Consider the following 21,626-nt stretch of genomic DNA (forward strand, 5'->3'; position numbering starts at 1 on the left):
CCGACGCCCCACCAGCGCAGCAGGACTCGCAACGGAGCCGCCATGCCGCCCGGCCCTTCACAGCACAGCGGGAACGGCCACCCCGACAGCCGCCGGTTCCGGCAGGTCCTCGGCAGGTTCGCGACCGGCGTGGTGGCGATCACCGCCCTCGACCCTGCGGACGACCAGCCCTGCGGCCTGGCGGCCAACTCCTTCACCTCGGTCTCGCTCGACCCCCCGCTGGTGGCCTTCTGCGTCGCCCACACCAGCACGAGCTGGCCCCGGGTACGCGGCGCGAAGGTCGTCACCGTGAACGTGCTGGCCGAGCACCAGCAGCCGGTCTGCGCGCAGATGGCGGCCAAGGGCGGCGACAAGTTCGCCGGCCTGGCCTGGACCGGCTCCCCCGGCGGCAACCCGGTGCTCGAAGGCGCGCTGGCCTGGATCGACTGTGTGATCGAGGCCGAGCACCCGGCGGGCGACCACATGATCGTGGTGGCCCGGGTGCTGCAGCTCGACACGCACGCCGACGGCGGCCCGCTGGTCTTCTTCCAGGGCGGCTACGGAGGATTTGTTGAGCCTTCGTGAGGAGGCCCGCGCCTGGCTGGAGAAGAGCCTGTCCGGCGAGTTCGCGCACGTCCGCGGCCTCGGCGGCCCCGGCAGGGAGCACGAGGGGCACGAGCTGCGCCTGGCCTGGGAGCGCCGGCTCGGCGAGGCCGGCTGGACCTGCCTGAGCTGGCCCGAGCGGTACGGAGGCCGGGCCGCCTCCCTCGACGACCAGGTCGCGTTCTACGAGGAGTACGCCAGGGCCGACGCTCCTGCCCGGGTCGGCCTCATCGGCGAGGGGCTGATCGGCCCGACCATCCTGGAGTTCGGCACCGACGAGCAGAAGGACCGGTTCCTCCCGCCGATCCAGCGCGGCGAGGAGCTGTGGTGCCAGGGTTACTCCGAGCCCGAGGCCGGTTCCGATCTGGCGAACGTCCAGACCAGGGCGCGGCTCGAAGGAGACGAGTGGGTCGTCTCCGGGCAGAAGGTGTGGACGTCGCTGGCCCACGTCGCCGACTGGTGCTTCGTCCTGTGCCGTACCGAGGAGGGCTCGCAGCGGCATCGCGGGCTGTCGTACCTGCTGGTGCCGATGGGACGGCCGGGCGTCACCGTACGTCCGATCAGGCAGCTCACCGGCACCTCCGAGTTCAACGAGGTGTTCTTCGACGGCGCGCGCACGGCGGCGGGGAACGTGCTCGGGGCGCCGGGCGAGGGCTGGCGGGTGGCCATGGCCACGCTGGGCCACGAGCGCGGGGCGTCCACGCTGGGCCAGCAGATCGGGTTCCGGCGGGAGCTGGCCGAGGTGATCGCGACCGCCCGGCGGACGGGGGCGGCCGACGATCCGGTGCTGCGCGACCGGCTGGTCCGGTCGTGGCTGGAGCTGGAGATCATGCGGATGAACGCCCTGCGCATGCTGCGCCCGGACCCGGGCCCGGAGGTGTCGATCGCCAAGCTCTACTGGTCGGAGTGGCATCGCCGGCTGGGCGAGCTGGCCCAGGAGGTTCAGGGGAAGGCCGGGCTCGTGGCGCAGGACGGGCTGAACGACCTGCAACGCTTGTATTTGTTCAGCCGGGCGGACACGATCTATGCCGGGTCGAGTGAGATCCAGCGGAACATCATCGCCGAGCGCACTCTCGGACTCCCCCGCTGATTGGAGCACGGATGGCACCGCCCTATCCGAAGTCGCACGGCCTGCTCGACGGCAAGGTCACGCTGGTGACCGCCGCCGCGGGCGCGGGTATCGGCTACGCCACCGCCAGGCGCTGCGCCGAGGAGGGGGCGACGATCGTCATCTCCGACCGGCACGAGCGCCGCCTGTCCGCCGCCGCCGAGTCGCTGACCGAGCTGACCGGCGTCAAGCCGCTGGCGGTCCCGTGCGACGTGACGTCGGAGCCGCAGGTGCTGGCGCTGTTCGACGCGGTGGTGGAGGCGCACGGCCGGCTCGACGTGGTGATCAACAACGCCGGTCTCGGCGGTACGGCCCCGCTGGCCGAGATGACCGACGAGCAGTGGCACGCGGTCGTCGACGTCACCCTCAACGGCACCATGCGCTGCACCAGGGCGGCGGTCCGGCACATGATCGGCCAGGGCTCCGGCGTGATCGTGAACAACGCCTCGGTGGTCGGCTGGCGGGCGCAGCGCGGGCAGGCGCACTACGCGGCGGCCAAGGCCGGGGTGATGGCGCTGACGAGGTGCGTCGCGCTGGAGGTCGCCGAGCACGGCGTCCGGGTGAACGCGGTGGCGCCGTCACTGGCCGTGCACCCCTTCCTGGCGAAGGTGACGAGCGAGGAACTGCTGGCCGAGCTGGCCGCCAAGGAGGCGTTCGGGCGGTCGGCCGAGCCGTGGGAGGTGGCCAACGTGATCGTCTTCCTGGCCAGCGACTACTCCTCGTACATGACGGGCGAGACCGTCTCGGTCTCCTCGCAACATCCCTGAGCTGGCCCTGTCAGGGAGAATTCGGGGTAGGCGGCGGGGAGGCGGCGGACTACCGTCCGTGTCATGGGCACACGCTCCTCCTTCCTGCTCGACGTCCTGATCAGTGAGTTCGGCGAGTCGATCAAACGGGACCCGGCCGCCTTCCGGCGCAAGTTCCGCAAGATGGCGGCCTCCCCCTTCGCGTTCTACCGGGGCAGCGCCGGCCTGTTCTACGCCGACCTGACCGGCGACTTCGCCGACGGCTCCTACGTCGACGAGCCCACCGGCCGGGTCTGGATCCACGGCGACCTGCACGCCGAGAACTTCGGCACGTACATGAACGCCTCCGGGGTGCTGGTCTTCAACGTCAACGACTTCGACGAGGCCTACGTCGGCCCCTACGTCTGGGACCTCAAGCGCTTCGCCGCCAGCGTGGCGCTGATCGGCTACGCCAAGGCACTGTCGGACGAGACGATCAGCACGCTGGTGGGCGAGTTCGGGCGGGCGTACCTGACGGAGCTGCACGGCATCGCGACCGGCGGCGACGACGCCATCGGCTCGCTCACCCTGGAGACCACCGGCGGCGTGCTGCACAGGGTGCTCCAGACGGCGCGGCTCAGCACGCGGGTGGCGATGCTGGACGTCGAGACCGTGATCGACGACTACGACCGGCGCTTCGCCCTCATGGACGGCCGGGAGCCGGTCGACGCCGCGACCCGGGAGCAGGTGCTGGCGGCGTTCGAGGGCTACCTGGCGACGCTGCCGACGCCGTCCAACCCGGTCGAGCACGTCGTCAAGGACGTGGCGCTGCGCAAGGGCGTCGGCATCGGGTCGGCGGGGCTGCCGTCGTACAACCTGCTGCTGGAGGGGCGCTCGCAGGCGCTGGAGAACGACGTCATCCTCTACATGAAGCAGGCCCAGGCGCCGGCCGTGGCCCGGTACGTCGACAACGAGAAGGCGGCCTCCTACTTCCTGCACCAGGGCCACCGCACGGCGGAGTCGCAGCGGGCGCTGCAGGCCTACGCCGACCCGTGGCTCGGGTACGCCTCGCTCGGCGGGGTGGGCCAGCTCGTGGCCGAGGTGTCGCCGTACTCGGCCGACCTCGACTGGGACGACGTCAACGAGCCGGACGAGCTGCGTTCCATCATGCGCGACCTCGGACGGGCGGTGGCCCGCATGCACTCGGTGGCCGACGACGAGTCCAGCCACGACCTGGTGGACTTCTCGACGGAGGAGGCGATCGTCAGGGTCATCGACGGCGATCAATCCGGATTCATCGGCATGTTGGTGGATTTCGCCCACCGTTATGGGGCACAGGCTCGGGAAGACCATCAACGGTTCGTCGACCTGTTCAGGAACGGTCGCCTGCCCGGCGTGTGAGCCCTCGCGGCGACCGCGGAGGAGCATCGTGCGTCATCTCATTGGGCTGCTGCTGGGGACCGAGGAGGACTGGCCGGCGGCGTTCGAGACCGTGTTACGCCGGCTGGGGCCGATCAAGGGGGTGGGCGAGTTCGACGTCGAGCGCATCACGATCGAGCCGTTCGACCTGCGCGCCAAGCCACGCCACGAGCTGGTGATCGACCGGCTGGCGTACTGGTACTACCACCCGCGCGAGTGGCTGAAGAAGATCGCCATGATGGACGACGTCTATCTGCTGAACAGCCCGTTCACGTTCCAGTCGATGGAGAAGCACGCGGCCTACTGCGCGATGATGCGGCTGGGCCTCAAGGTGCCGGAGACGGTGCTGGTGCCGTACAAGAACCCGCTGGACAACGCCCGTTACGCCTACACCGCCGAGCGCTACAACCGGTCCTTCGACCTCGACGCGGTCGCCGAGCGCATCGGCTACCCGCTGTTCATGAAGCCCTACGACGGCGGGGCCTGGCGGGGCGTCTCCCGCGTGCGCGACCGCGACGAGCTGCACCGCGCCTACGACCAGAGCGGCGAGATGCTCATGCACCTCCAGCAGTCCGTCGAGGGGTACGACGCCTTCGCCAGGTCGCTGTCGATCGGCGCGGAGACCATGGTCATGCGCTTCCGCCCGGACGAGCCGATGCACGACCGCTACGCCGTGGACCACGAGTTCCTCTCGCCGTCGGTGGGCGAGGAGGTCGTCACCGTCGGGCGGCTGGTGAACGCGTTCTTCCGCTGGGAGTTCAACTCCTGCGAGACCCTGGTCAAGGGCACGGACGTGCACCCGATCGACTATGCCAACGCCTGCCCCGACGTGGCCCTGACCAGCCTCCACTACTACTTCCCCTGGGCGATCAAGGCGCTGGTGAAGTGGAGCGTGTTCTGCGTGGCCACCCGCCGCCGCCCGCGCATCGACCTGGAGACGCACGACTACTTCGAGGTCACCGGCGACTACGGGGAACGGCTGGCCCAGTACCGGAAGCTGGCCGACCGGTACTTCGAGGTGGACCGGTACGAGGAGTTCTGCCGTACCCATCTGGGGCACCTCGATGAGGTCGTCCTGGACTGGGTGGCCGGGCCGGAGTTCGACCGGTTGCTGGTGGACACGGTGGCGGTCACGTACCCGGCGGGCGAGCGTGAGCGGTTCACCGAGCACTTCCGCGGGCTGCTGCGACTCTGGGTGAAGGACGCGGGCAGCTAGTAACCGACCGGTCGGTATGGCATGCTTCCGGAACATGACTCTGTTCTCGGTGGAAGGCAAGACGGTCGTCGTCACCGGTGGTTCGCGCGGCATCGGCCGCATGATCGCCGCCGGGTTCGTGGAGGCGGGCGCGACCGTCGTCATATCGGCGCGCAAGTCGGCTGAGGTCGAGAAGACGGCCACGGAGCTGGGGTGCACGGCCGTCCAGGCCGACCTGTCCACGCCCGAAGGGGTGGACACGCTGGTCACGGCGGTGGGCGGCCCGCTGCACGTGCTGGTCAACAACGCCGGCGCGACCTGGGGCGCACCCCTGGAGGAGTATCCGGAGCACGCCTTCGACAAGCTCTGGGACATCAACGTCAAGGGCGTGTTCTACCTGACCCAGAAGTTCCTGCCGCACCTGCGGGAGGCGGCCGGCGCGGACGACCCGGCCCGGGTGATCAACGTGGGCTCGATCGACGGCATCCGGGTGCCCGCCCTGGAGAGCTACGCCTACTCCTCCACCAAGGCGGCCGTGCACATGCTGACCCGCCACCTGGCCAGGCAGCTGGCCAAGGACCACATCACGGTCAACGCCATCGCCCCCGGGCCGTTCGACTCCAAGATGATGGCCTTCGCCCTGGACGATCCCGCCACCCGCGCCGCCATCGCCTCGAACATCCCCCTGGGACGGATCGGCCGGCCCGACGACATGGCGGGCGCGGCCATCTTCCTGTCCTCGCGGGCGGGGGCGTACCTGACGGGCACGGTCATCCCGGTGGACGGCGGGATCTCCTGCTGATCAGACCAGCTCGACCAGGGCCCGGGCGAGGTTCGCCGCGGCGTCCGGCGCGTAACGCAGGAACAGGTACGGCTCGGTCAGCTCCAGCTCGATGACCACCGGCGTGCCGTCGGACAGCCGGACCAGGTCGATCCTGGCGTAGAGAAGGGCGTGGGGAATGGCTGCGAGCACCTTCTCGGCCAGGTCGACCTGGTCCGGGGCCGGGGTGCGGAGCTCGGCCCGCGCGTTGTGGTCGAAGGTCGCGCCCGCCGCCAGCATCGGATGGCGCCGGACGGCGTGGCTGAGGCGGCCGTTGAAGTACAGCAGGGAGGTCTCGCCCTCCGACTCCACCATGTCGAGGTAGGGCTGGACCATCGGCTGCCGCCCCGCGGCCTGGAGGGCGGCGGCCAGCTCCGCGGCCTTGCCCCGGTCGGTGGTCCTGGTCGTGTCGCGGGCCCCGGCGGAGATCGCCGGCTTGACGACGTACTCCGGCCAGTCGGGCAGGTCGTCGGCGGACCAGTGGGTGGGCACGGTCGGCACGCCCAGGTCTCTCAGATAGGTCTTGTCGGTGTTGCTCTCCAGGACGGCGACCGGGTTGAGCAGCCGGGTGACGGACTCCACCCGGCGGGCCCAGGCCAGGAACTCCTCGCGCCGGTCGATGTAGTCCCAGACCGATCGCACGACGACGGCGTCGTAGGCGCTCCAGTCGGCTTCGGGGTCGTCCCAGCGTTCGGCGCGGGCCTCGATGCCGTGAGCCTGCCAGTGGGAGAGCGCGAGGTCACGCTCGTCGTCCTGGCCGGTTCGGTCGTCAAAGGTGACATATGCGCATTTCGTCATCCACGGATGGTAGTGGGGGCGGGCCGGGTCATCTCGACCCGGCCCGTACGGGAGCGCCCTCTCCGCGCCGGAGGACGCCCCCGGGTCCGGCTAGGAGTCGACGCTGGAGCCGGCGTGGCTGGCGTCGGTGGCGGTCGTGGCGTTGCCGTTGACGTTGTTGACGCTCGTGGCGTCGGTGCCGCTCACGTTCACGTTCACGACGTTGCCGAAGTTGTTGCCCGACTGCGAGGTGTCGTGGTTGGAGCTGGAGTTGCCCGAGGTGATGTCGGCGTAGGCCGGGGAGGACAGGAGCGTCAGGGCGGCGGCCGCGGCGACGGCGCCGGTGGTCACGCAGAGCTTCTTCATCATGTCGATGTCCCTTCCTTCAGAGCTGTACGGACGTCAGTGGAAGATGTAGGTCACCGCGACGCCGCCGTCGGTGGCGGTGGACGCGATGCCATTGATGTTGTTGACGTTGGTCGAGTCCCAGCCACCGTGGTTGGCCGCGGAGACGTCGCCGAAGTTGTTGCCGGCCTGCGACGAGTCGCTGTTGCTGCTCCAGTTGTCGGACCAGGTGTCAGCGTGGGCGGGAACGGCCGCCATGGCGACGCCGGCGGCCGCGGCCAGGACGGCACCCGCGGCGCTCAGCCTTTTGATCACTTCTGCTCCTTACCGGTGAGGACCCCTTGGGAAGCGGCGGGGCACCAGGGCCCTGGGCAGCCACCGCCCCCTTTTTGACCTTCTGTGACTCATTCGGATCAAGGTCAATGCGACTATATAACTCTGCGTTGCCACACGGTAGCTAAGAGTGATCAGAACATTGTTCGTGGCCCACCCTGACATGAGATGGCAGTGACCCGGCCCTACGGTCCGGCCATGATCTACGAACTGCGGCGCTACACCCTGCACCCCGGGCGGCGCGACACGCTGGTCACGCTGTTCGAGCGCGAGTTCGTCGAGCCGCAGGAGGCGCTCGGCATGCGCGTCGCCGGCACCTTCCGCGACCTCGACGCCCCCGACACCTTCACCTGGCTGCGCGCCTTCCCCGACATGAAGGCCCGCCGGGCGGCGCTGGAGGGCTTCTACGGCGGCCCGGTCTGGGCGGCCCACCGCGACGCCGCCAACGCGACAATGATCGACTCGGACGACGTGCTCCTGCTCCACCCGTCCGGGCCGCCGCTTCCGTCCTGGGACCGGCCGGCCTCGGTCGCGGCCGAACCGCCCGCCGCGCTCTACGTCGCGACGATCTGCCACGTCGAGGAGGGCTTCGCCGACTTCTTCGCCCGGCAGGTCGCGCCCGCGCTGGCCGAGGCCGGGACGCCGCCGGTCGGCTGCCTGGAGAGCGAGCACGCCGAGAACACCTTTCCCCGCCTGCCCGTCCGGACCGGGGAGAACGTGTTCGTGTGGTTCACCCGCTTCGCCCGGCCCGAGGACGAGCGCGAGGCGGACCTCTCCCTGCTCGACGGCCGCCTGACCGCCCCGCCGGTGCGCTTCCGCCTGCGCCCCACCGCCCGGTCGTCGATGCGCTGACGCCCTTGCGGCAGGAGGACGTCAGGGGGCGGCGCCGTAGACGGGTTCGGGGGCGGGGGCGGCCTCCAGGAGCGTGGCGACGGCCTCGCCGACCTCCTGCGGCGACCAGCGGGCGCCCCGGTCCACGGCGGGGCCGTGGCGCCAGCCGGTGGCCAGGGAGATCGTGCCGCCCTCGACCTCGAACACCCGGCCCGTCACGTGCGCGGAGGCCGCCGAGCCGAGCCAGACCACGAGGGGGGCGACGTTGGCCGGGTCCATGGGGTCGAAGCCGGACGGCGGCCTGGCCATGGTGGCCGCGAACACCTCCTCGGTCATCCGGGTGCGGGCGGCGGGCGCGATGGCGTTGACCGTGACGCCGTAGCGGGCCAGTTCGGCGGCGGCGACCTGGGTGAGGGCGGCGATCCCGGCCTTGGCCGCCGAGTAGCCGCCCTGGCCGACGCTGCCGAGCAGGCCCGCGCCCGACGAGGTGTTGACCACCCTGCCGGACACCTCCTCCCCCGCCTTCGACCGCTCCCGCCAGTACGCGGCCGCGTGCCGCAGCGGCAGGAAGTGGCCCTTGAGGTGCACGCGGACGACGTCGTCCCATTCCTGCTCGGTCATCGAGACCAGCATCCGGTCGCGCAGGAATCCGGCGTTGTTCACCAGCACGTCCAGCCGGCCGTACGCGCTGACGGCGGTCTTGACCAGGCGGGCGGCGCCGGCCCAGTCGGACACGTCGTCGCAGTTGGCCACCGCCCGGCCGCCGAGGGCCTCGATCTCGGCGACGACCTCGTGCGCCGGGCCGGCGGACGCGCCGCCGCCGTCGCGGGCGGTGCCGAGGTCGTTCACCACGACGCGGGCGCCCTGGCGGGCGAACTCCAGGGCGTGCTGCCTGCCGATGCCGCGTCCGGCGCCTGTCACGATCACCACACGGCCAGCGCAAATGCCCACAAGACCTCCCAAGGGGATCATGAACAGATATCAGGAAATATCGTCGGAAGCCAGGTATTGCCAGGCGGGGATCTCGCCGCCGCCGTCCACCCGTACCTCGGCGCCGGTCACGTAGCCGGGGGCGGCCAGCCACAGGCACGCCCCGGCCACGTCGGCGGGCGTGGCCGGGCGGCCCGCGGGGATGGTCGCGTCCGCCCGCCCGTGGCCGGTGTACCGCTCGGCCGCCGTGGTGCCGGCCAGGCCGACGACGACCGAGTTGACCCTGACCTCGGGGGCCCACTCGGCGGCCAGGCAGCGGGCCAGGTGGTGCAGGCCCGCCTTGGCGGCGCCGTACGCGGCGGTGCCCGGCGAGGGACGGGCGCCGCTGACGCTGCCGATCATCACGATCGCCCCGCGGACGGCGGCCAGCAGCGGATGGGCCCGCTGGGACACCAGCAGGGGCGCGGTCAGGTTGAGCTCGATGACGCGGGCGTGCAGGCGTGGCGAGGTGCCCGACACGGGGGCGGGCGGCGAGCCGCCGGCGTTGTTGACCACCACGTCGAGCCGGTCGAAGCCGGCGACCAGGCGCTCGACGTCCTCCGGCACGCGCACGTCGGCCTGGACGAAGCGCAGGCCGTCCAGGGGGCCCGGGTCCCTTCTGGCGCAGACCGTCACGTCGGCGCCGGCCGCGCGGAAGGCCCTGGCGATGCCCGCGCCGATGCCCTGGGTGCCGCCCGTCACCAGCACGGACCTGCCCGTGTAGTCGTAAGTGACCGTCACGGGTGCTACCGTACCAAGCAAGCGTTAGGTGCGACCAGGGAGCGCGATGGGGATCACACTGCGGGACGGGCCGGTCGCCGAGGTCGTGGTGGACGTGCCGCCGGTGAACGCGTTGACCGTGCGGGGCTGGGCCGAGCTGGCGGCGGCCGTGCGCGCGGCCGGGCGCGACCCGGCGACCAGGGTGGTGGTGCTGCGGGCCGAGGGACGCGGGTTCAACGCCGGCGTGGACATCAAGGAGATGCAGGCCGACCCCGGGCACACAGCGCTGGTCGGGGCGAACCGGCAGTGTTTCGAGGCGTTCGCGGCCGTCTACGAGTGCGAGGTGCCGGTGATCGCCGCCGTGCACGGCCACTGCCTGGGCGGCGGGGTCGGCCTGGCGGGCAACGCGGACGTGGTGGTGGCCAGCGAGGACGCCTACTTCGGGCTGCCCGAGGTGGACCGCGGAGCGCTCGGCGCCGCCACGCACCTGGCCCGGCTGGTGCCCCAGCACCTCATGCGGGCCATGGTCTACACGTGCAGGAACGTCACGGCGGCCGAACTGCACGCGTTCGGGTCGGTCCTGGAGGTGGTGCCGCGCGACAAGCTGCGGGAGGCGGCCATGGAGGTGGCCGGGCTGATCGCGGACAAGGACCCGTACGTGATCCGCCGCGCCAAGGAGTCGCTGAACGGCATCGACCCGGTGGACGTCCGGCGCAGCTACCGCTTCGAGCAGGGCTTCACCTTCGAGCTGAATCTCATGGGCATGGGCGACGAGCACAGGGAGCGGTTCCGATGAGCAAGGTGATGTCCGTCGAGGAGGTCGCGGCCTCGGTGGAGAGCGGGATGACGGTCGGCATCGGCGGCTGGGGCTCGCGGCGCAAGCCCATGGCCCTGGTGGGCGGCCTGCTGCGGGCGCCCGTCCGGGACCTGACGATCGTCTCCTACGGCGGCCCGGACGTCGGCATGTTGTGCGCGGCGGGCAAGGTGCGCAAGGTGGTGGCGCCGTTCGTCACGCTCGACTCGATCCCCCTCGAACCGCACTTCCGGACCGCCCGGCAGGCGGGCGCGGTCGAGTTCGCCGAGTACGACGAGGGCATGTTCATGTTCGGCCTGCTGGCGGCGGCGCACCGGCTGCCGTTCCTGCCGACGCGGGCCGGGCTGGGGTCCAGCGTGATGCGGGTCAACCCGGACCTGCGGACGGTGCGCTCGCCGTACGGGGACGGGGAGGAACTGGTCGCGGTGCCCGCCCTGACCATGGACGTGGCCCTGGTGCACCTCAACCGGGCCGACGCCCGCGGCAACGCCCAGTACCTGGGCCCCGACCCGTACTTCGACGACCTGTACGCCAAGGCGGCCGGGCGCTGCTACGTGTCGTGCGAACGCTTGGTGGACACCGCCGACCTGCTGAAGGAGGGGCCGGTGCAGTCGCTGCTGATCAGCCGGTCGATGGTGACCGGCGTGGTCGAGGCGCCCGGCGGAGCGGGGTTCACCTCGTGCGAGCCGGACTACGGGCGCGACGAGGAACGGCAGCGGCGGTACGTGGAGGGCGGCGTCGATGAGGGGAACTGAGGTGAGCAGGGCCGACGTGTGCGTGCTGGCCTGCGCGGAGGCGTTCAGGGGCGACGGGGAGATCCTGGCTGCCGGGATCGGCGGCGCGGTCACGGTGCTGGCCGCGCGGCTGGCCAGGCTGACGTTCGAGCCCGACCTGCTCACCCACGACGGCGTCTGCCTGCTCACCGGCGACGTGCCCGCGCTGGGGGCGGCGCCCGGGGTGGTGGAGGGCTGGCTGCCGTTCCGGGAGCACCTGTGGCTGGTGCTGAACGGCCGGCGGCACGTGATGCTCGGCGCGAGCCAGATCGACCGGCACGGGAACAGCAACATCTCCTGCATCGGCGACTGGGCGCGGCCCAGGGCCCAGCTCCTGGGGGTGCGCGGGGCGCCGGGGAACACGCGGTGCGACCCGACGAGCTACTGGATCCCGCGGCACTCCCGCCGGGTGTTCGTGCCCGAGGTGGACATGGTGAGCGGGCTCGGGACCGACCGGGGGGCGTACGAGCTGCGGCGGGTGGTGACGGACCTGGCGGTGCTCGACTTCGCCACCGCCGACGGCTCGATGCGCCTGGTGTCCACCCATCCGGGCGTGAGCGTGGCCGACGTGGTGGCCGCCACGGGCTTCGAGCTGGTCGTCCCGCCGGACGTGCCCACGACGCGAGAGCCGGACGCCGGGGAGCTGGCCGTCCTGGACCGGCTGGACCCCGGACGGGCGCGCGACCGCGAGGTGGCGGCGTGAGGACCGCCCTGACCGAGCTCACCGGCTGCCGCCATCCCGTCGTCCAGACCGGCATGGGGTACGTCGCGGGCGCCCGGCTGGCCGCGGCCGTCTCGGCGGCGGGCGGGCTGGGCGTGATCGGCGCCGCGACCATGTCGGTGCCCGAGATGACGGCGGCGGTCAGGCGGGTGAAGGAGCGCACGGACGCCCCCTTCGGGGTGAACCTCCGCTCCGACGCCGACGATGCGGCCGAGCGGGTGGAGGTGCTGATCAAGGAGGGGGTGCGGGTGGCGTCGTTCGCCCAGGCGCCCCGGCGGGAGCTGGTCGCCCGGCTCAAGGACGCGGGGGTCGTCACCATCCCGTCGGTGGGGGCGCGCCGGCACGCCGAGAAGGTGGCCGCGTGGGGCGTGGACGCGGTGATCGTGCAGGGCGGCGAGGGCGGCGGGCACACCGGCCCGCTGGCCACCACGCTGCTGCTGCCGCAGGTCGTGGACGCGGTGGACATCCCGGTGATCGCGGCGGGCGGGTTCTTCGACGGCCGGGGCCTGGTCGCCGCGCTGGCCTACGGCGCGTGCGGGATCGCCATGGGCACCCGCTTCCTGCTGACCCGCGAGTCCCCGGTGCCCGGCCGGGTCAAGGACGTCTACCTCGCCGCCCGCGAGACCGTCGTGACGACCAGTGTGGACGGCGTGCCGCACCGCGTGCTCAGCACGCCGTTCGTGGCCTCGCTGGAACGGTCGCGGCTGCTGCGCGCGGTGCTGAACGGCGCCCGGTTCAGGCGGCTGTCCGGCCTGTCGTGGGCCGCGCTGGTCCGCGAGGGACGGCGGATGCGGCGCGGCCGGGAGCTGACCTGGGCGCAGGTGCTCCAGGCGGCCAACACGCCGGTGCTGCTGCGGGCGGCGATGGTGGACGGACGGGCCGACCTCGGGGTGATGGCCTCCGGTCAGGTGGTGGGCGTGATCGAGGACCTGCCGTCGTGCGCCGAGCTGATCGAGCGGGTGATGGCCGAGGCCGAGGACGTGCGCGGGAGCCTGGCCCGGCTCACAGGACGGTGATGCCCCGGGCGGCGAGGATGGCGTTGGCCTGGGCCTGGTTGATGATCGCGCCGGTGAAGGCGCGCAGCTTGGCGTCGTCGGGCTGACCGAGGTCGGCGCCGCGCAGGTCGGCCTTGGCGAACGTGGTGTTGAGCAGCCGCGTGCCGATGAACCGGCAGTCGCTGAAGGTGGCCTCGGTGAAGTCGCAGCCCGACAGGTCGGCGTCGTCGAAGCGCACCCCCTCGACGAACTCGCCGCGCAGCGAGCAGCCGCCGAGGTTGGCCAGCGTCAGGTTGCAGCGGGCGACCTTGAAACCGGTGCCGCGCGAGGCCGTGAGCGCGGCGCCGATCATGCGGCAGCCCGTGAAGGAGGCGTCGGTCAGCAGCGCGCCGCCGAACTGGGCCGAGGACAGGTCGACGTCGGTGAACGTCGCGTCGATCAGGTCGGCGTCGTTGAACCTCGGGCGCATGCCGCCGCCGCCCTTGAAGACCGCGCCGTCGAGGTCGGCCTTGCGCAGGTCGGCGCCGTCGAGCACGCAGGACTCGAACAGGGCGCCGGCCAGCGCGGCTCCGGACAGGTCGGCCTCGGTCAGGTCGCAGCCGCGGAAGACGTGCGGCCCGTCGCCGTGGAGGGCCGGGCGGCTGTGGGAGAGGTCTTCGCCGTCGAGGTTCACGGTGTCACAGCGTACCGGTGAGCACCTCCGCCGCCGCCTGGCCGCAGACCCGGGCCGACCCGTACGTGGCGATGTGCACGGCGCCGAGGTCGGAGCGGGCGGGCAGGCCCATCTCCACGACGACGGCGTCCGGGCGGGCGCTGAGCAGGTGCCGTAGCGCCTCGCCCTGCCAGGCGTAGCGGTGGGCGTCGCGGACCACGATCACCAGCGGACGCTGTCCCGCCTCGCCGATCAGCCGCTCCAGCCGGGCCCCGGTCGTGTCCGCGGCCGCGAGCCGGGTGACGGCGGTGCCGGGCAGCAGCCGGCCGAGCGGCTCGCCGACGCCCCACGGGGTGCCCTTGTCGATGGCCAGGTTCATCTCGGGCGTCAGCTCGACCACGTGCGCCGCCCCGGTGAGCGGCAGCACGGGCGCGGTGGACCGGCGGGTGACGCGTACGGCCCGCCGGGCCGCGGAGAGCCCGAGGTAGCCGTCCTCCGGTACGGGGCTGCCCGAGGAGGTGGTCCAGGCGGCCAGCTCGCGGACCCTGCGGGCGGCGTCGGCCAGTCGCTCCTCGGGCAGCAGTCCATCGGTCACGGCGGCGGCGATAGCGTCGCGGACCTCGATGGCGGTGGCCTCGTCGGCCCGCTCGCCGCCCACGCAGATCGCGTCGGCTCCCGCGGCTATGGCGCGGGCGGAGGCGCCCCCGATCCCGTACGCCCCCGACACCGCGGCCATTTCTATGCCGTCCGTGATGATCATTCCTTGGAAGCCCAGCTCCTCGCGCAGCAGGCCCGTGAGGACCTTCGGGCTGAGCGTGGCGGGCAGTTCGGCGTCGTAGGAGGGCACGAGCAGGTGGCCGGTCATGATCGACTTGACCCCCTCCTTGATCGCTTCCCGGAACGGGAAGAGCGCCTCCTCGATGCCCGCGTCGGCCACCACGGGCACGCCGTGGTGGGAGTCGACGGTGGTGTCCCCGTGGCCGGGGAAGTGCTTGGCGCAGGCGGCCACCCCGGCCGACTGCAGGCCGCGGACGAACGCCCTGGTGTGCCTGGCCACCAGCGCGGGGTCGGAGCCGAAGGCGCGTAGGCCGATGACCGGGTTGTCGGGGTTGGAGTTCACGTCGGCGGAGGGGGCGAAGTCGATCGTGATGCCCGCTGCCGCCAGGTCGCCGCCCAGGTCCCTGGCCAGCGCCTCGGTGAGGCCGACGTCGTCCACGACGCCCAGGGCGTATCCGCCGGGACGACTGCTGCCGGTGCTCACCTCCAGCCGGGTGACCTCGCCGGACTCCTCGTCGGTGCCGACGAGCACCGCGGGGTTCTCCGCACGCAGCGCGGCGGTGAGCCGGGCCACTTGGGCGGGGTCGGCGATGTTGCGGGAGAACAACACCACACCGGCCAGTCCCTCGCCGAGTCGGCGGAGGATCCAGTCCGGAGGCGTCCTTCCCGCGAAACCAGGGAGGAGGACGGCGTCGGCGAGGCGAAGAAGGTCACCGCTGAGGGGCATGACCCGAAATCTAATAGGAAAGTTTCCTATTTGCTAGAGGCATTTTCTGATGTCAGCCCGGTTCCTTCCGTGTCGAATTCAACCAATGCCGGAAATGGCCACTCCAGTCGCCGCGGCCCGGCTCTCAGGCGAGGCGCTCTAGGACGGTGACATTCGCCTGTCCGCCGCCCTCGCACATGGCCTGCAGGCCGTACCGGCCGCCGGTGCGCTCCAGCTCGTGCAGCAGCTTCACGGTCAGGACCGCGCCGGTCGCGCCGAGCGGATGGCCGAGCGCGATGGCGCCGCCGTTGGGGTTCACCCGGGCCAGGTCGGCGCCGGTCTCCTTGATCCAGGCCAGGACGACGGAGGCGAACGCCTCGTTTACCTCGATCGCGTCGAAGTCGTCGATGGCCATGCCCGTCCTGCCCAGGGCGTGGGCGGTGGCCGGGATGGGCGCGGAGAGCATCATGACCGGGTCCGCGCCGCGCGCCGACAGGTGGTGCACGCGGGCGCGCGGGGTCAGCCCGTGGTCGCGTACGGCCCGGGGCGAGGCGACCAGCAGCGCCGCCGCGCCGTCGGAGATCTGGGACGCCAGCGCCGCCGTGAGCCGTCCCCCTTCGGTCAGCGGCCTGAGCGCGGCCATCTTCTCCGGCGTGGTGTCCCTGCGCGGGGCCTCGTCGTCGGCGACGCCCTCGTAGGGGACGATCTCGCGCCGGAACCGCCCCTCGTCCACGGCCCGCAGCGCGCGGCGGTGCGACTCGTAGGCGTAGCGTTCCATGTCCTCGCGCGACAGGTCCCAGGCCACCGCCATCTGCTCGGCTCCGGCGAACTGGGAGACCTCCGCCGTGCCGTACCGCGCGGCCCAGCCCTTGGACCCGGCGAGCGGGGTCTCGTGCCCGAGCGGCCGGCCCGCCAGCATGGCCGAGGAGATCGGGATCATGCTCATGTTCTGCACGCCGCCCGCGACCACCAGGTCGTTCGTGCCCGACAGCACGGCCTGGGCGGCGAAGTGCAGGGCCTGCTGCGAGGAGCCGCACTGGCGGTCGACGGTGACGCCCGGCACCTCCTCCGGCAGCCCGGCGGCCAGCCAGCAGGTGCGCGCGACGTCGCCGGCCTGCGGCCCGATCGTGTCCACGCAGCCAAAGATGACGTCCTCCACGGCGGAGGGGTCGGCGTCCGCGCGGTCCATCAGCTCGCGGAGCACGTGCGCGCCGAGGTCGGCCGGGTGGGCCGCGGCCAGCCCGCCGTTCCTGCGCCCGACCGGGGTGCGGACGGCGGCGACGATGTAAGCCTCACTCATCTCCGTATCCTAACAAGCGCTTGGTAAGCAAGGTAAGGCCGTACGAGCTGGGCCTGTTGCGTGAACAAGCGATTGTCTGAGGGCTCATAATGGAAACGTGACCACGCGAAAGAACTCCGGCACCACCACGTCACCGGCGAAGCGCCAGCGCGCCACCTCGGGGGCGGCCTCCGAGCGGCGCGACCATCTCGTCAAACTCGCCGCGGAGCTCTTCGCGCGCAAGGGCTTCCAGGCCACGACCGTACGCGAGATCGCCGACGAGGCGGGCATCCTGTCCGGGAGCCTCTACCACCACTTCGACTCCAAGGAGACGATCGTCGACGAGGTGCTGTCCACCTTCCTCGACGACCTCATCGCCCGCTACCGCGCCGCCGTCGACAACAACGCCGACGCCCGCACGGTCCTGTCGGAGATGGTCCGCATCGGCTTCGGCACGCTGGAACCCCACCGCGCCGCGATCACCGTCATGCAGAACGACTGGAACTACCTGCGCCAGTTCGAGCGCTTCAACTACCTGGTCAAGGCCGAGGACGAGGTCGAGCAGATCTGGGTGGCCCAGATCAAGGCCGGTCAGACGGCCGGGCTGTTCAGGGCCGACGTCGACCCCAAGCTGACCTACCGGATGATCCGCGACACCATCTGGGTGGCCGTGCGCTGGTTCCGTCCCGGCGGCAGGCTCAACACCACCGCCCTGGCCGAGCACTACATCACCGTGCTGTTCGACGGCCTCGCCACCGGCGAGCGCACGACCCAGCGCCAGGGATGAGCCTCGGCAAGGCGGTGCGGCTGGCACTGCAGGAGATCGCCGAGCCGCACAAGGCCGAGCCGATGCGCGCGTACATGAAGTCGGAGATGCCCTTCCTCGGCGTGCAGGCGACGCCGAGGCGGGCGGCGCTCAGGCGGGTGTTCGCCGACCACCGCATCGACTCCGCGCCCGAGTGGCGGCGCGCGGTGCTCTCGCTGTGGCGGGAGGCCGAGTTCCGCGAGGAGCGCTACGCCGCCGTCGAGCTGACCGGCTACCACTACTACCGCGACTTCCAGACCCTCTACACCGTGCCGATGTACGAGGAGATGATCGTCACCGGTGCCTGGTGGGACCTGGTCGACGAGTTGGCCACCCACCGCGTCGGCGGCCTGCTGACCGCCTTCCCCGACACCATGCGCCCGCTCGTGCTCGACTGGGCCGCCGGCGACGACCTGTGGAAGCGCCGCACGGCGATCCTGTGCCAGAACCGCTTCAAGTCCCGCACCGACACCGCCCTGCTGTACGCCTGCATCGAACCCAGCCTGTCCGACACCGACTTCTTCGCCCGCAAGGCCATCGGCTGGGCCTTACGGGAGTACGCCAAGACCAATCCCGACGAGGTCGTGCGTTACGTACGCGCCAAGGGCATCTCGGGCCTGAGCCGCCGAGAGGCGCTGAAGAACCTGGCCGTCGACTAGACCCGCTCATCTGGTCCACAGCGCGTCCTGCACCGCCTGCACCAGCGCCATCAGCTCCGGCGTCACCCGCTCCCGCGCCCAGGCCAGCGCGTAGGTGATGCGCAGCTCCCCCGCCTCCAGCGGCACGAACCGCACGTCCTCCCGCCTGACGGCCCTGACCAGGAGCTGCGGGATCGGCAGCAGCCCCGCCCCGGCGGCCACCAGGTCGAGCGCGGCGGCGAAGTCGTCGTCGGCCACCATCCGCGAGCGCCCCGGGAGCCCCGGCCACGGCCGGCTCCCCGGCGTCAGCAGCACCTGCCCGCCCAGATCGCCCGGCGTGACCCTGCCGTGCCCGGCCAGCCGGTGCCCCAGCGGGACGGCCAGATGGTCCACGGTGACGTGGAAGCGGGCCGCCGTGACGAACTGCGCGGGCGCCGGCGTGGCCAGGATCGCGGCCGAGACCTCCCCGCTCCCCAGCGCCTGAGCGGCCGCGCCCCGGCCGGCCACGACGAGCTCCACGCCGATCGCCGGAACGCGCCCGGCCAGCCGTCTGGCGATGCGCGCGGCCAGCGTCCCCACCAACGGTGGATAAGCCAGGTGAATGGTCGGGCGGGCCAGTCTGGCGGCCTCGGCGGTGAACGCCTGGGCCGATTCGAGCACCTGCCGGGCGTACGGCAACAGGCCCTTCCCCTCGGCCGTGAGCCGCACCTCGCGGGCATTGCGCTCGAAAAGCCTCACCCCGGCGGCACGTTCGAGCCGGGTGATGGCCTGGCTGACGGCGGGCTGCGACATGCCGAGGTCGGCGGCGGCGGCCGAGAAGCCGAGGCGCTCGGCGACCAGGAGGAAGCAGTGGATCTCCTTGAGCATAAGCAGCACTTATCGATGATGCACGACCTCGGCGGTGCCCGACACGATTCCGCCATCTGACCGACGTGATCGAGGAGCTGAGATGTCGCCATTCCCCACGTCCACGGTGCTCGGATATCCGAGGATCGGACCGCGACGGGAGCTGAAGCGGGCGCTGGAGTCGTACTGGGACGGGCGGTCCGGCCGGGCGGAGCTGGAGCGGACGGGCGCCGAGATCAGGGAGCGGACCTGGCGCCGGCTGGCCGAGCTGGGCCTGGAGGGACTGCCGTCCAACACCTTCTCCCTGTACGACCACGTGCTGGACACCGCGGTGCTGCTGGGCGCGGTGCCCGAGCGCTACCGCGCGGCCGAGGACCCCTACTTCGCGATGGCCAGGGGCACCGAGGGCCTGGCGCCGCTGCGGATGACGAAGTGGTTCGACACCAACTACCACTACATCGTGCCGGAGATCGGCCCGGAGACCGTCTTCAAGCTGGACGCCTCCAAGCCGCTCGCCGAGGTGCGCGAGGCCCGCGCGCTGGGCTACGAGACCCGGCCCGTCGTGGTCGGGCCGGTGACGTTCCTGCTGCTGGCCGGGGCGCCCGAGCGGCTGGAGGAGGTGCTCGGCTGCTACGAGGAGCTGCTCGCGGCGCTGGCCGCCGAGGGCGTCGCCTGGGTGCAGCTCGACGAGCCGGCGCTGGTCGGCGACCGGACGCCCGAGGAGCTGGAGGCCGTCCGCGACGCCTACGACCGGCTGGGGTCGGCGACCGCCCGCCCTGGACTGTTCGTGGCCTCCTACTTCGGCGACCTCGGCCCCGCGCTGCCGGTGCTGGCCGGCACGCCCGTGGAGGCGATCGGCATTGACCTGGTGCGCGGCGGCGCCGTACCCGACCTGCCGGGCAAGACCGTGGTCGCCGGCGTGGTGTCGGGCCGGGACGTGTGGCGCACCTCGCCGGAGCGCGCGCTGGCCGCCCTGGGCGGCGTGCGGGCGGACCGGGTGACGGTGAGCACGTCGTGCTCGCTGCTGCACGTGCCCTACGACGTGGACGCCGAGCCCGACCTCGATCCGGCGCTGCGGGAACGGCTGGCGTTCGCCGAGCAGAAGGTGGCCGAGGTCGTGGCGCTGGCCCGGTCGGACTTCCAGGGTCCGGCCCCCGTCGCGCCCTCGGTGCCGCTGACCTCGCCGGCCGCGTCCGAGGAACGCGCCCCGTACGCCGTCCGGGCCGCCGCCCAGGCCGCCCACCTGGGATTGCCCGCGCTGCCGATCACCACCATCGGCTCGTTCCCCCAGACCGGCGAGCTGCGCGCGGCACGCGCGGCCGTGGTGGCCGGCACACTGACCGAGGACGACTACGAGCGGCGCGTCGAGGCCGAGATCGAGCACGTCATCAGGGTGCAGGAACGCCTCGGCCTGGACGTGCTCGTGCACGGCGAGCCCGAGCGCAACGACATGGTCCAGTACTTCGCCGAGCACCTGGACGGGTTCGCGGTCACCAGGAACGGCTGGGTCCAGTCGTACGGGTCGCGCTGCACCCGGCCGCCGATCCTGCACGGCGACGTCGGCCGTCCCGGGCCCATCACCGTACGCTGGGCCTCCTACGCGCAGTCGCTCACCGACAAGCCGGTCAAGGGCATGCTCACCGGGCCGGTGACGATCGTGGCCTGGTCGTTCGTCCGCGACGACCTGCCGCTGCGTGACGTGGTGTTCCAGGTCGCCGACGCGGTGCGCGAGGAGGTGCGCGACCTGGAGGCGTCCGGGGTGTCGATCATCCAGGTGGACGAGCCCGCGCTGCGCGAGCTGCTGCCGCTGCGGCGGGCCGCGCAGGCCGACTACCTGGAGTGGGCGGTGGCGGCCTACCGGCGGGCCACCTCGGGCGCGGCCGACCGCACCCAGATCCACACCCACCTGTGCTACTCGGACGCCGACCAGATCCTGGCCGCCATCGACGGCCTGGACGCCGACGTCACCACGATCGAGTCGGCCCGCTCGGGGGCGCGCATCCTGGGCGCGGTGCGCGCGTTCGGCCGCGGCCTCGGGCCCGGCGTGTACGACATCCACTCCCCGCGCGTGCCCGGCGCGGACGAGGTCGAGGACCTGCTGCGCAGGACGCTGGCGGCGCTGCCGGCCGAGCGCGTCTGGGTCAACCCCGACTGCGGGCTGAAGACGCGGACGTACGAGCAGGTGGAGGCGTCGCTGGCGCACGTCGTCGAGGCCACCCGGCGGCTGCGGGCCGAGCTTCAGCCGTAGAGCTCGGTGAACTCCTCGACCGTCATCCCGAACAGGATCCCGTCGTCGTAGCGCCCGGCGGCGAAGCGGCTCCTGCGCCGGCGGCCCTCCTCGACGAAGCCGAGCCGCCGGTGCAGGGCCTGCGACGGGTCGTTGGAGCTGTAGACCCACGCCTCGGCCTTCTGGAAGCGGCGCTCGGCGAACATGTAGCGCAGCAGCAGGACGATCGCCTCGCTGGCGTAGCCCTTGCGGTGGTGGGGCGTGCCGATGGAGATGCCGTAGCAGAACGTGCCGTGCACGCGCTCGACCTCGTGCGTGTTGAGCATGCCGACGGGGCGGCCGTCGGCCGCGTCGGCGATCACCAGGCGGAGCTCGTCCATATCGGACTCCTGCTCGGCCAGCTCCCTGGCCCACTTCTGCGCCTGGGCGGCCGAGCGGGGCGGAGGCAGCCGCCAGCCGTTCCTGGCCGCGTCGGTGTCCTCGTCGAAGGCGAGGAACGCCGCCCAGTCCTCCGGTTCGATGGCCCTCAGGCGCACGCGCTCGCCGACCCACGCAGACGTCATGATGTG

Annotated in this window: 24 protein-coding genes; 14 read left to right on the plus strand and 10 right to left on the minus strand. The window is 72.1% G+C overall.

Annotation, left to right across the window (positions count from 1 at the left end; genetic code table 11):
• Positions 1–42: 42 nt before the first annotated feature.
• From ACIA8R_RS41190 to ACIA8R_RS41215, 6 genes are all read left to right on the plus strand, one after another.
• Positions 43–564 (plus strand): flavin reductase family protein, encoded by a 522-nt coding sequence (locus tag ACIA8R_RS41190; protein WP_357694671.1) that lies wholly within the window; start codon positions 43–45, stop codon positions 562–564.
• A complete protein-coding gene (locus ACIA8R_RS41195) occupies positions 551–1,672 on the plus strand; it encodes an acyl-CoA dehydrogenase family protein (protein ID WP_397042963.1) in 1,122 nt (373 codons plus the stop codon). Before ACIA8R_RS41190 ends, ACIA8R_RS41195 begins: the two co-directional genes overlap by 14 nt.
• 11 nt (positions 1,673–1,683) lie before the next feature.
• The gene (locus ACIA8R_RS41200) at positions 1,684–2,457 is read left to right on the plus strand and encodes an SDR family oxidoreductase (protein WP_357694455.1); all 774 of its coding nucleotides are present in this window, start codon (positions 1,684–1,686) and stop codon (positions 2,455–2,457) included.
• A gap of 63 nt (positions 2,458–2,520) precedes the next feature.
• Positions 2,521–3,816 (plus strand): DUF2252 domain-containing protein, encoded by a 1,296-nt coding sequence (locus ACIA8R_RS41205; protein WP_364094011.1) that lies wholly within the window; start codon positions 2,521–2,523, stop codon positions 3,814–3,816.
• A gap of 28 nt (positions 3,817–3,844) precedes the next feature.
• Positions 3,845–5,050, plus strand: a complete 1,206-nt coding sequence (locus ACIA8R_RS41210) for a hypothetical protein (protein WP_397042965.1) — start codon at positions 3,845–3,847, stop codon at positions 5,048–5,050.
• A gap of 34 nt (positions 5,051–5,084) precedes the next feature.
• Positions 5,085–5,831, plus strand: coding sequence for an SDR family oxidoreductase (locus tag ACIA8R_RS41215; protein WP_357694460.1), 747 nt, complete (start codon positions 5,085–5,087; stop codon positions 5,829–5,831).
• Here the strand turns inward: ACIA8R_RS41215 and ACIA8R_RS41220 are convergent, their stop codons facing one another.
• From ACIA8R_RS41220 to ACIA8R_RS41230, 3 genes are all read right to left on the minus strand, one after another.
• Positions 5,832–6,647, minus strand: a complete 816-nt coding sequence (locus ACIA8R_RS41220; protein WP_397042967.1) for a RimK family alpha-L-glutamate ligase — start codon at positions 6,645–6,647, stop codon at positions 5,832–5,834.
• A 90-nt stretch (positions 6,648–6,737) separates the two neighbouring features.
• Positions 6,738–6,995, minus strand: coding sequence for a hypothetical protein (locus ACIA8R_RS41225; protein WP_357694464.1), 258 nt, complete (start codon positions 6,993–6,995; stop codon positions 6,738–6,740).
• 33 nt (positions 6,996–7,028) lie between these two features.
• Positions 7,029–7,286: a hypothetical protein gene (locus ACIA8R_RS41230; protein ID WP_357694466.1), complete on the minus strand. Its 258-nt coding sequence runs from the start codon at positions 7,284–7,286 to the stop codon at positions 7,029–7,031.
• 216 nt (positions 7,287–7,502) lie between these two features.
• Here ACIA8R_RS41230 and ACIA8R_RS41235 point away from each other — a divergent pair, with 216 nt between their 5' ends.
• Entirely contained in the window at positions 7,503–8,156 is a 654-nt protein-coding gene (locus ACIA8R_RS41235; protein WP_364093999.1) for an NIPSNAP family protein, read from the plus strand.
• A gap of 21 nt (positions 8,157–8,177) precedes the next feature.
• Here ACIA8R_RS41235 and ACIA8R_RS41240 read toward each other — a convergent pair whose 3' ends face one another.
• Positions 8,178–9,107 carry an SDR family oxidoreductase gene (locus tag ACIA8R_RS41240; protein ID WP_364093994.1) on the minus strand — a complete coding sequence of 310 codons (930 nt, stop codon included), beginning with the start codon at positions 9,105–9,107 and terminating at the stop codon, positions 8,178–8,180.
• A 9-nt stretch (positions 9,108–9,116) separates the two neighbouring features.
• A complete protein-coding gene (locus ACIA8R_RS41245) occupies positions 9,117–9,845 on the minus strand; it encodes an SDR family oxidoreductase (RefSeq protein ID WP_364093991.1) in 729 nt (242 codons plus the stop codon).
• A gap of 46 nt (positions 9,846–9,891) precedes the next feature.
• Between ACIA8R_RS41245 and ACIA8R_RS41250 the strand changes: the two genes are divergently transcribed.
• Genes ACIA8R_RS41250 through ACIA8R_RS41265 form a run of 4 tightly spaced genes read left to right on the plus strand, consistent with a single transcriptional unit; the run spans position 9,892 to position 13,148 of the window.
• Positions 9,892–10,620 carry an enoyl-CoA hydratase family protein gene (locus ACIA8R_RS41250; protein WP_357694474.1) on the plus strand — a complete coding sequence of 243 codons (729 nt, stop codon included), beginning with the start codon at positions 9,892–9,894 and terminating at the stop codon, positions 10,618–10,620.
• Entirely contained in the window at positions 10,617–11,393 is a 777-nt protein-coding gene (locus ACIA8R_RS41255) for a CoA transferase subunit A (RefSeq protein ID WP_397042971.1), read from the plus strand. The genes ACIA8R_RS41250 and ACIA8R_RS41255 overlap by 4 nt, the downstream gene beginning before the upstream one ends.
• Positions 11,380–12,114: a CoA-transferase subunit beta gene (locus tag ACIA8R_RS41260; RefSeq protein WP_397042973.1), complete on the plus strand. Its 735-nt coding sequence runs from the start codon at positions 11,380–11,382 to the stop codon at positions 12,112–12,114. Before ACIA8R_RS41255 ends, ACIA8R_RS41260 begins: the two co-directional genes overlap by 14 nt.
• Entirely contained in the window at positions 12,111–13,148 is a 1,038-nt protein-coding gene (locus ACIA8R_RS41265; protein ID WP_364093982.1) for a nitronate monooxygenase family protein, read from the plus strand. The genes ACIA8R_RS41260 and ACIA8R_RS41265 overlap by 4 nt, the downstream gene beginning before the upstream one ends.
• On the opposite strand, the gene ACIA8R_RS41270 is transcribed toward ACIA8R_RS41265, so the two are convergent.
• The 3 genes from ACIA8R_RS41270 to ACIA8R_RS41280 form a co-directional block, all read right to left on the minus strand.
• The gene (locus ACIA8R_RS41270; protein WP_364093979.1) at positions 13,135–13,800 is read right to left on the minus strand and encodes a pentapeptide repeat-containing protein; all 666 of its coding nucleotides are present in this window, start codon (positions 13,798–13,800) and stop codon (positions 13,135–13,137) included. The genes ACIA8R_RS41265 and ACIA8R_RS41270 overlap by 14 nt on opposite strands.
• A gap of 4 nt (positions 13,801–13,804) precedes the next feature.
• Entirely contained in the window at positions 13,805–15,283 is a 1,479-nt protein-coding gene (locus tag ACIA8R_RS41275; protein ID WP_364093976.1) for a glycoside hydrolase family 3 N-terminal domain-containing protein, read from the minus strand.
• 124 nt (positions 15,284–15,407) lie between these two features.
• Complete coding sequence (locus ACIA8R_RS41280) at positions 15,408–16,562, minus strand: acetyl-CoA C-acetyltransferase (protein ID WP_397042976.1); 1,155 nt, start codon at positions 16,560–16,562, stop codon at positions 15,408–15,410.
• 97 nt (positions 16,563–16,659) lie between these two features.
• Here ACIA8R_RS41280 and ACIA8R_RS41285 point away from each other — a divergent pair, with 97 nt between their 5' ends.
• Positions 16,660–17,328, plus strand: coding sequence for a TetR/AcrR family transcriptional regulator (locus ACIA8R_RS41285; RefSeq protein WP_364093969.1), 669 nt, complete (start codon positions 16,660–16,662; stop codon positions 17,326–17,328).
• On the plus strand, positions 17,325–18,005 hold the full coding sequence (locus ACIA8R_RS41290; protein ID WP_357694487.1) for a DNA alkylation repair protein: 681 nt from the start codon (positions 17,325–17,327) through the stop codon (positions 18,003–18,005). The genes ACIA8R_RS41285 and ACIA8R_RS41290 overlap by 4 nt, the downstream gene beginning before the upstream one ends.
• Before the next feature lie 6 nt (positions 18,006–18,011).
• On the opposite strand, the gene ACIA8R_RS41295 is transcribed toward ACIA8R_RS41290, so the two are convergent.
• Positions 18,012–18,851: a LysR family transcriptional regulator gene (locus tag ACIA8R_RS41295; RefSeq protein ID WP_357694673.1), complete on the minus strand. Its 840-nt coding sequence runs from the start codon at positions 18,849–18,851 to the stop codon at positions 18,012–18,014.
• Positions 18,852–18,933: 82 nt separating this feature from the next.
• Here ACIA8R_RS41295 and metE point away from each other — a divergent pair, with 82 nt between their 5' ends.
• Positions 18,934–21,078, plus strand: coding sequence for a 5-methyltetrahydropteroyltriglutamate--homocysteine S-methyltransferase (metE, locus tag ACIA8R_RS41300; protein ID WP_397042978.1), 2,145 nt, complete (start codon positions 18,934–18,936; stop codon positions 21,076–21,078).
• Here the strand turns inward: metE and ACIA8R_RS41305 are convergent.
• Entirely contained in the window at positions 21,069–21,620 is a 552-nt protein-coding gene (locus ACIA8R_RS41305; protein WP_357694491.1) for a GNAT family protein, read from the minus strand. The genes metE and ACIA8R_RS41305 overlap by 10 nt on opposite strands.
• Between the last annotated feature and the right edge of the window lie 6 nt (positions 21,621–21,626).

This window comes from Nonomuraea sp. NPDC051191, assembly GCF_044455665.1.
Lineage (GTDB): Bacteria > Actinomycetota > Actinomycetes > Streptosporangiales > Streptosporangiaceae > Nonomuraea.

Excerpts from the sequence above, each read along its gene's own strand:
- ACIA8R_RS41200 (WP_357694455.1), top strand. The coding sequence starts at position 1,684 with ATGGCACCGCCCTATCCGAAGTCGCACGGCCTGCTCGACGGCAAGGTC.
- ACIA8R_RS41255 (WP_397042971.1), top strand. The coding sequence starts at position 10,617 with ATGAGCAAGGTGATGTCCGTCGAGGAGGTCGCGGCCTCGGTGGAGAGC.
- ACIA8R_RS41290 (WP_357694487.1), top strand. The coding sequence starts at position 17,325 with ATGAGCCTCGGCAAGGCGGTGCGGCTGGCACTGCAGGAGATCGCCGAG.
- ACIA8R_RS41305 (WP_357694491.1), bottom strand. The coding sequence starts at position 21,620 with ATGACGTCTGCGTGGGTCGGCGAGCGCGTGCGCCTGAGGGCCATCGAA.
- ACIA8R_RS41235 (WP_364093999.1), top strand. The coding sequence starts at position 7,503 with ATGATCTACGAACTGCGGCGCTACACCCTGCACCCCGGGCGGCGCGAC.
- ACIA8R_RS41280 (WP_397042976.1), bottom strand. The coding sequence starts at position 16,562 with ATGAGTGAGGCTTACATCGTCGCCGCCGTCCGCACCCCGGTCGGGCGC.
- ACIA8R_RS41220 (WP_397042967.1), bottom strand. The coding sequence starts at position 6,647 with ATGACGAAATGCGCATATGTCACCTTTGACGACCGAACCGGCCAGGAC.
- ACIA8R_RS41190 (WP_357694671.1), top strand. The coding sequence starts at position 43 with ATGCCGCCCGGCCCTTCACAGCACAGCGGGAACGGCCACCCCGACAGC.
- ACIA8R_RS41215 (WP_357694460.1), top strand. The coding sequence starts at position 5,085 with ATGACTCTGTTCTCGGTGGAAGGCAAGACGGTCGTCGTCACCGGTGGT.
- metE (WP_397042978.1), top strand. The coding sequence starts at position 18,934 with ATGTCGCCATTCCCCACGTCCACGGTGCTCGGATATCCGAGGATCGGA.
- ACIA8R_RS41295 (WP_357694673.1), bottom strand. The coding sequence starts at position 18,851 with ATGCTCAAGGAGATCCACTGCTTCCTCCTGGTCGCCGAGCGCCTCGGC.
- ACIA8R_RS41260 (WP_397042973.1), top strand. The coding sequence starts at position 11,380 with ATGAGGGGAACTGAGGTGAGCAGGGCCGACGTGTGCGTGCTGGCCTGC.
- ACIA8R_RS41275 (WP_364093976.1), bottom strand. The coding sequence starts at position 15,283 with ATGCCCCTCAGCGGTGACCTTCTTCGCCTCGCCGACGCCGTCCTCCTC.
- ACIA8R_RS41250 (WP_357694474.1), top strand. The coding sequence starts at position 9,892 with ATGGGGATCACACTGCGGGACGGGCCGGTCGCCGAGGTCGTGGTGGAC.
- ACIA8R_RS41225 (WP_357694464.1), bottom strand. The coding sequence starts at position 6,995 with ATGATGAAGAAGCTCTGCGTGACCACCGGCGCCGTCGCCGCGGCCGCC.
- ACIA8R_RS41205 (WP_364094011.1), top strand. The coding sequence starts at position 2,521 with ATGGGCACACGCTCCTCCTTCCTGCTCGACGTCCTGATCAGTGAGTTC.
- ACIA8R_RS41240 (WP_364093994.1), bottom strand. The coding sequence starts at position 9,107 with ATGATCCCCTTGGGAGGTCTTGTGGGCATTTGCGCTGGCCGTGTGGTG.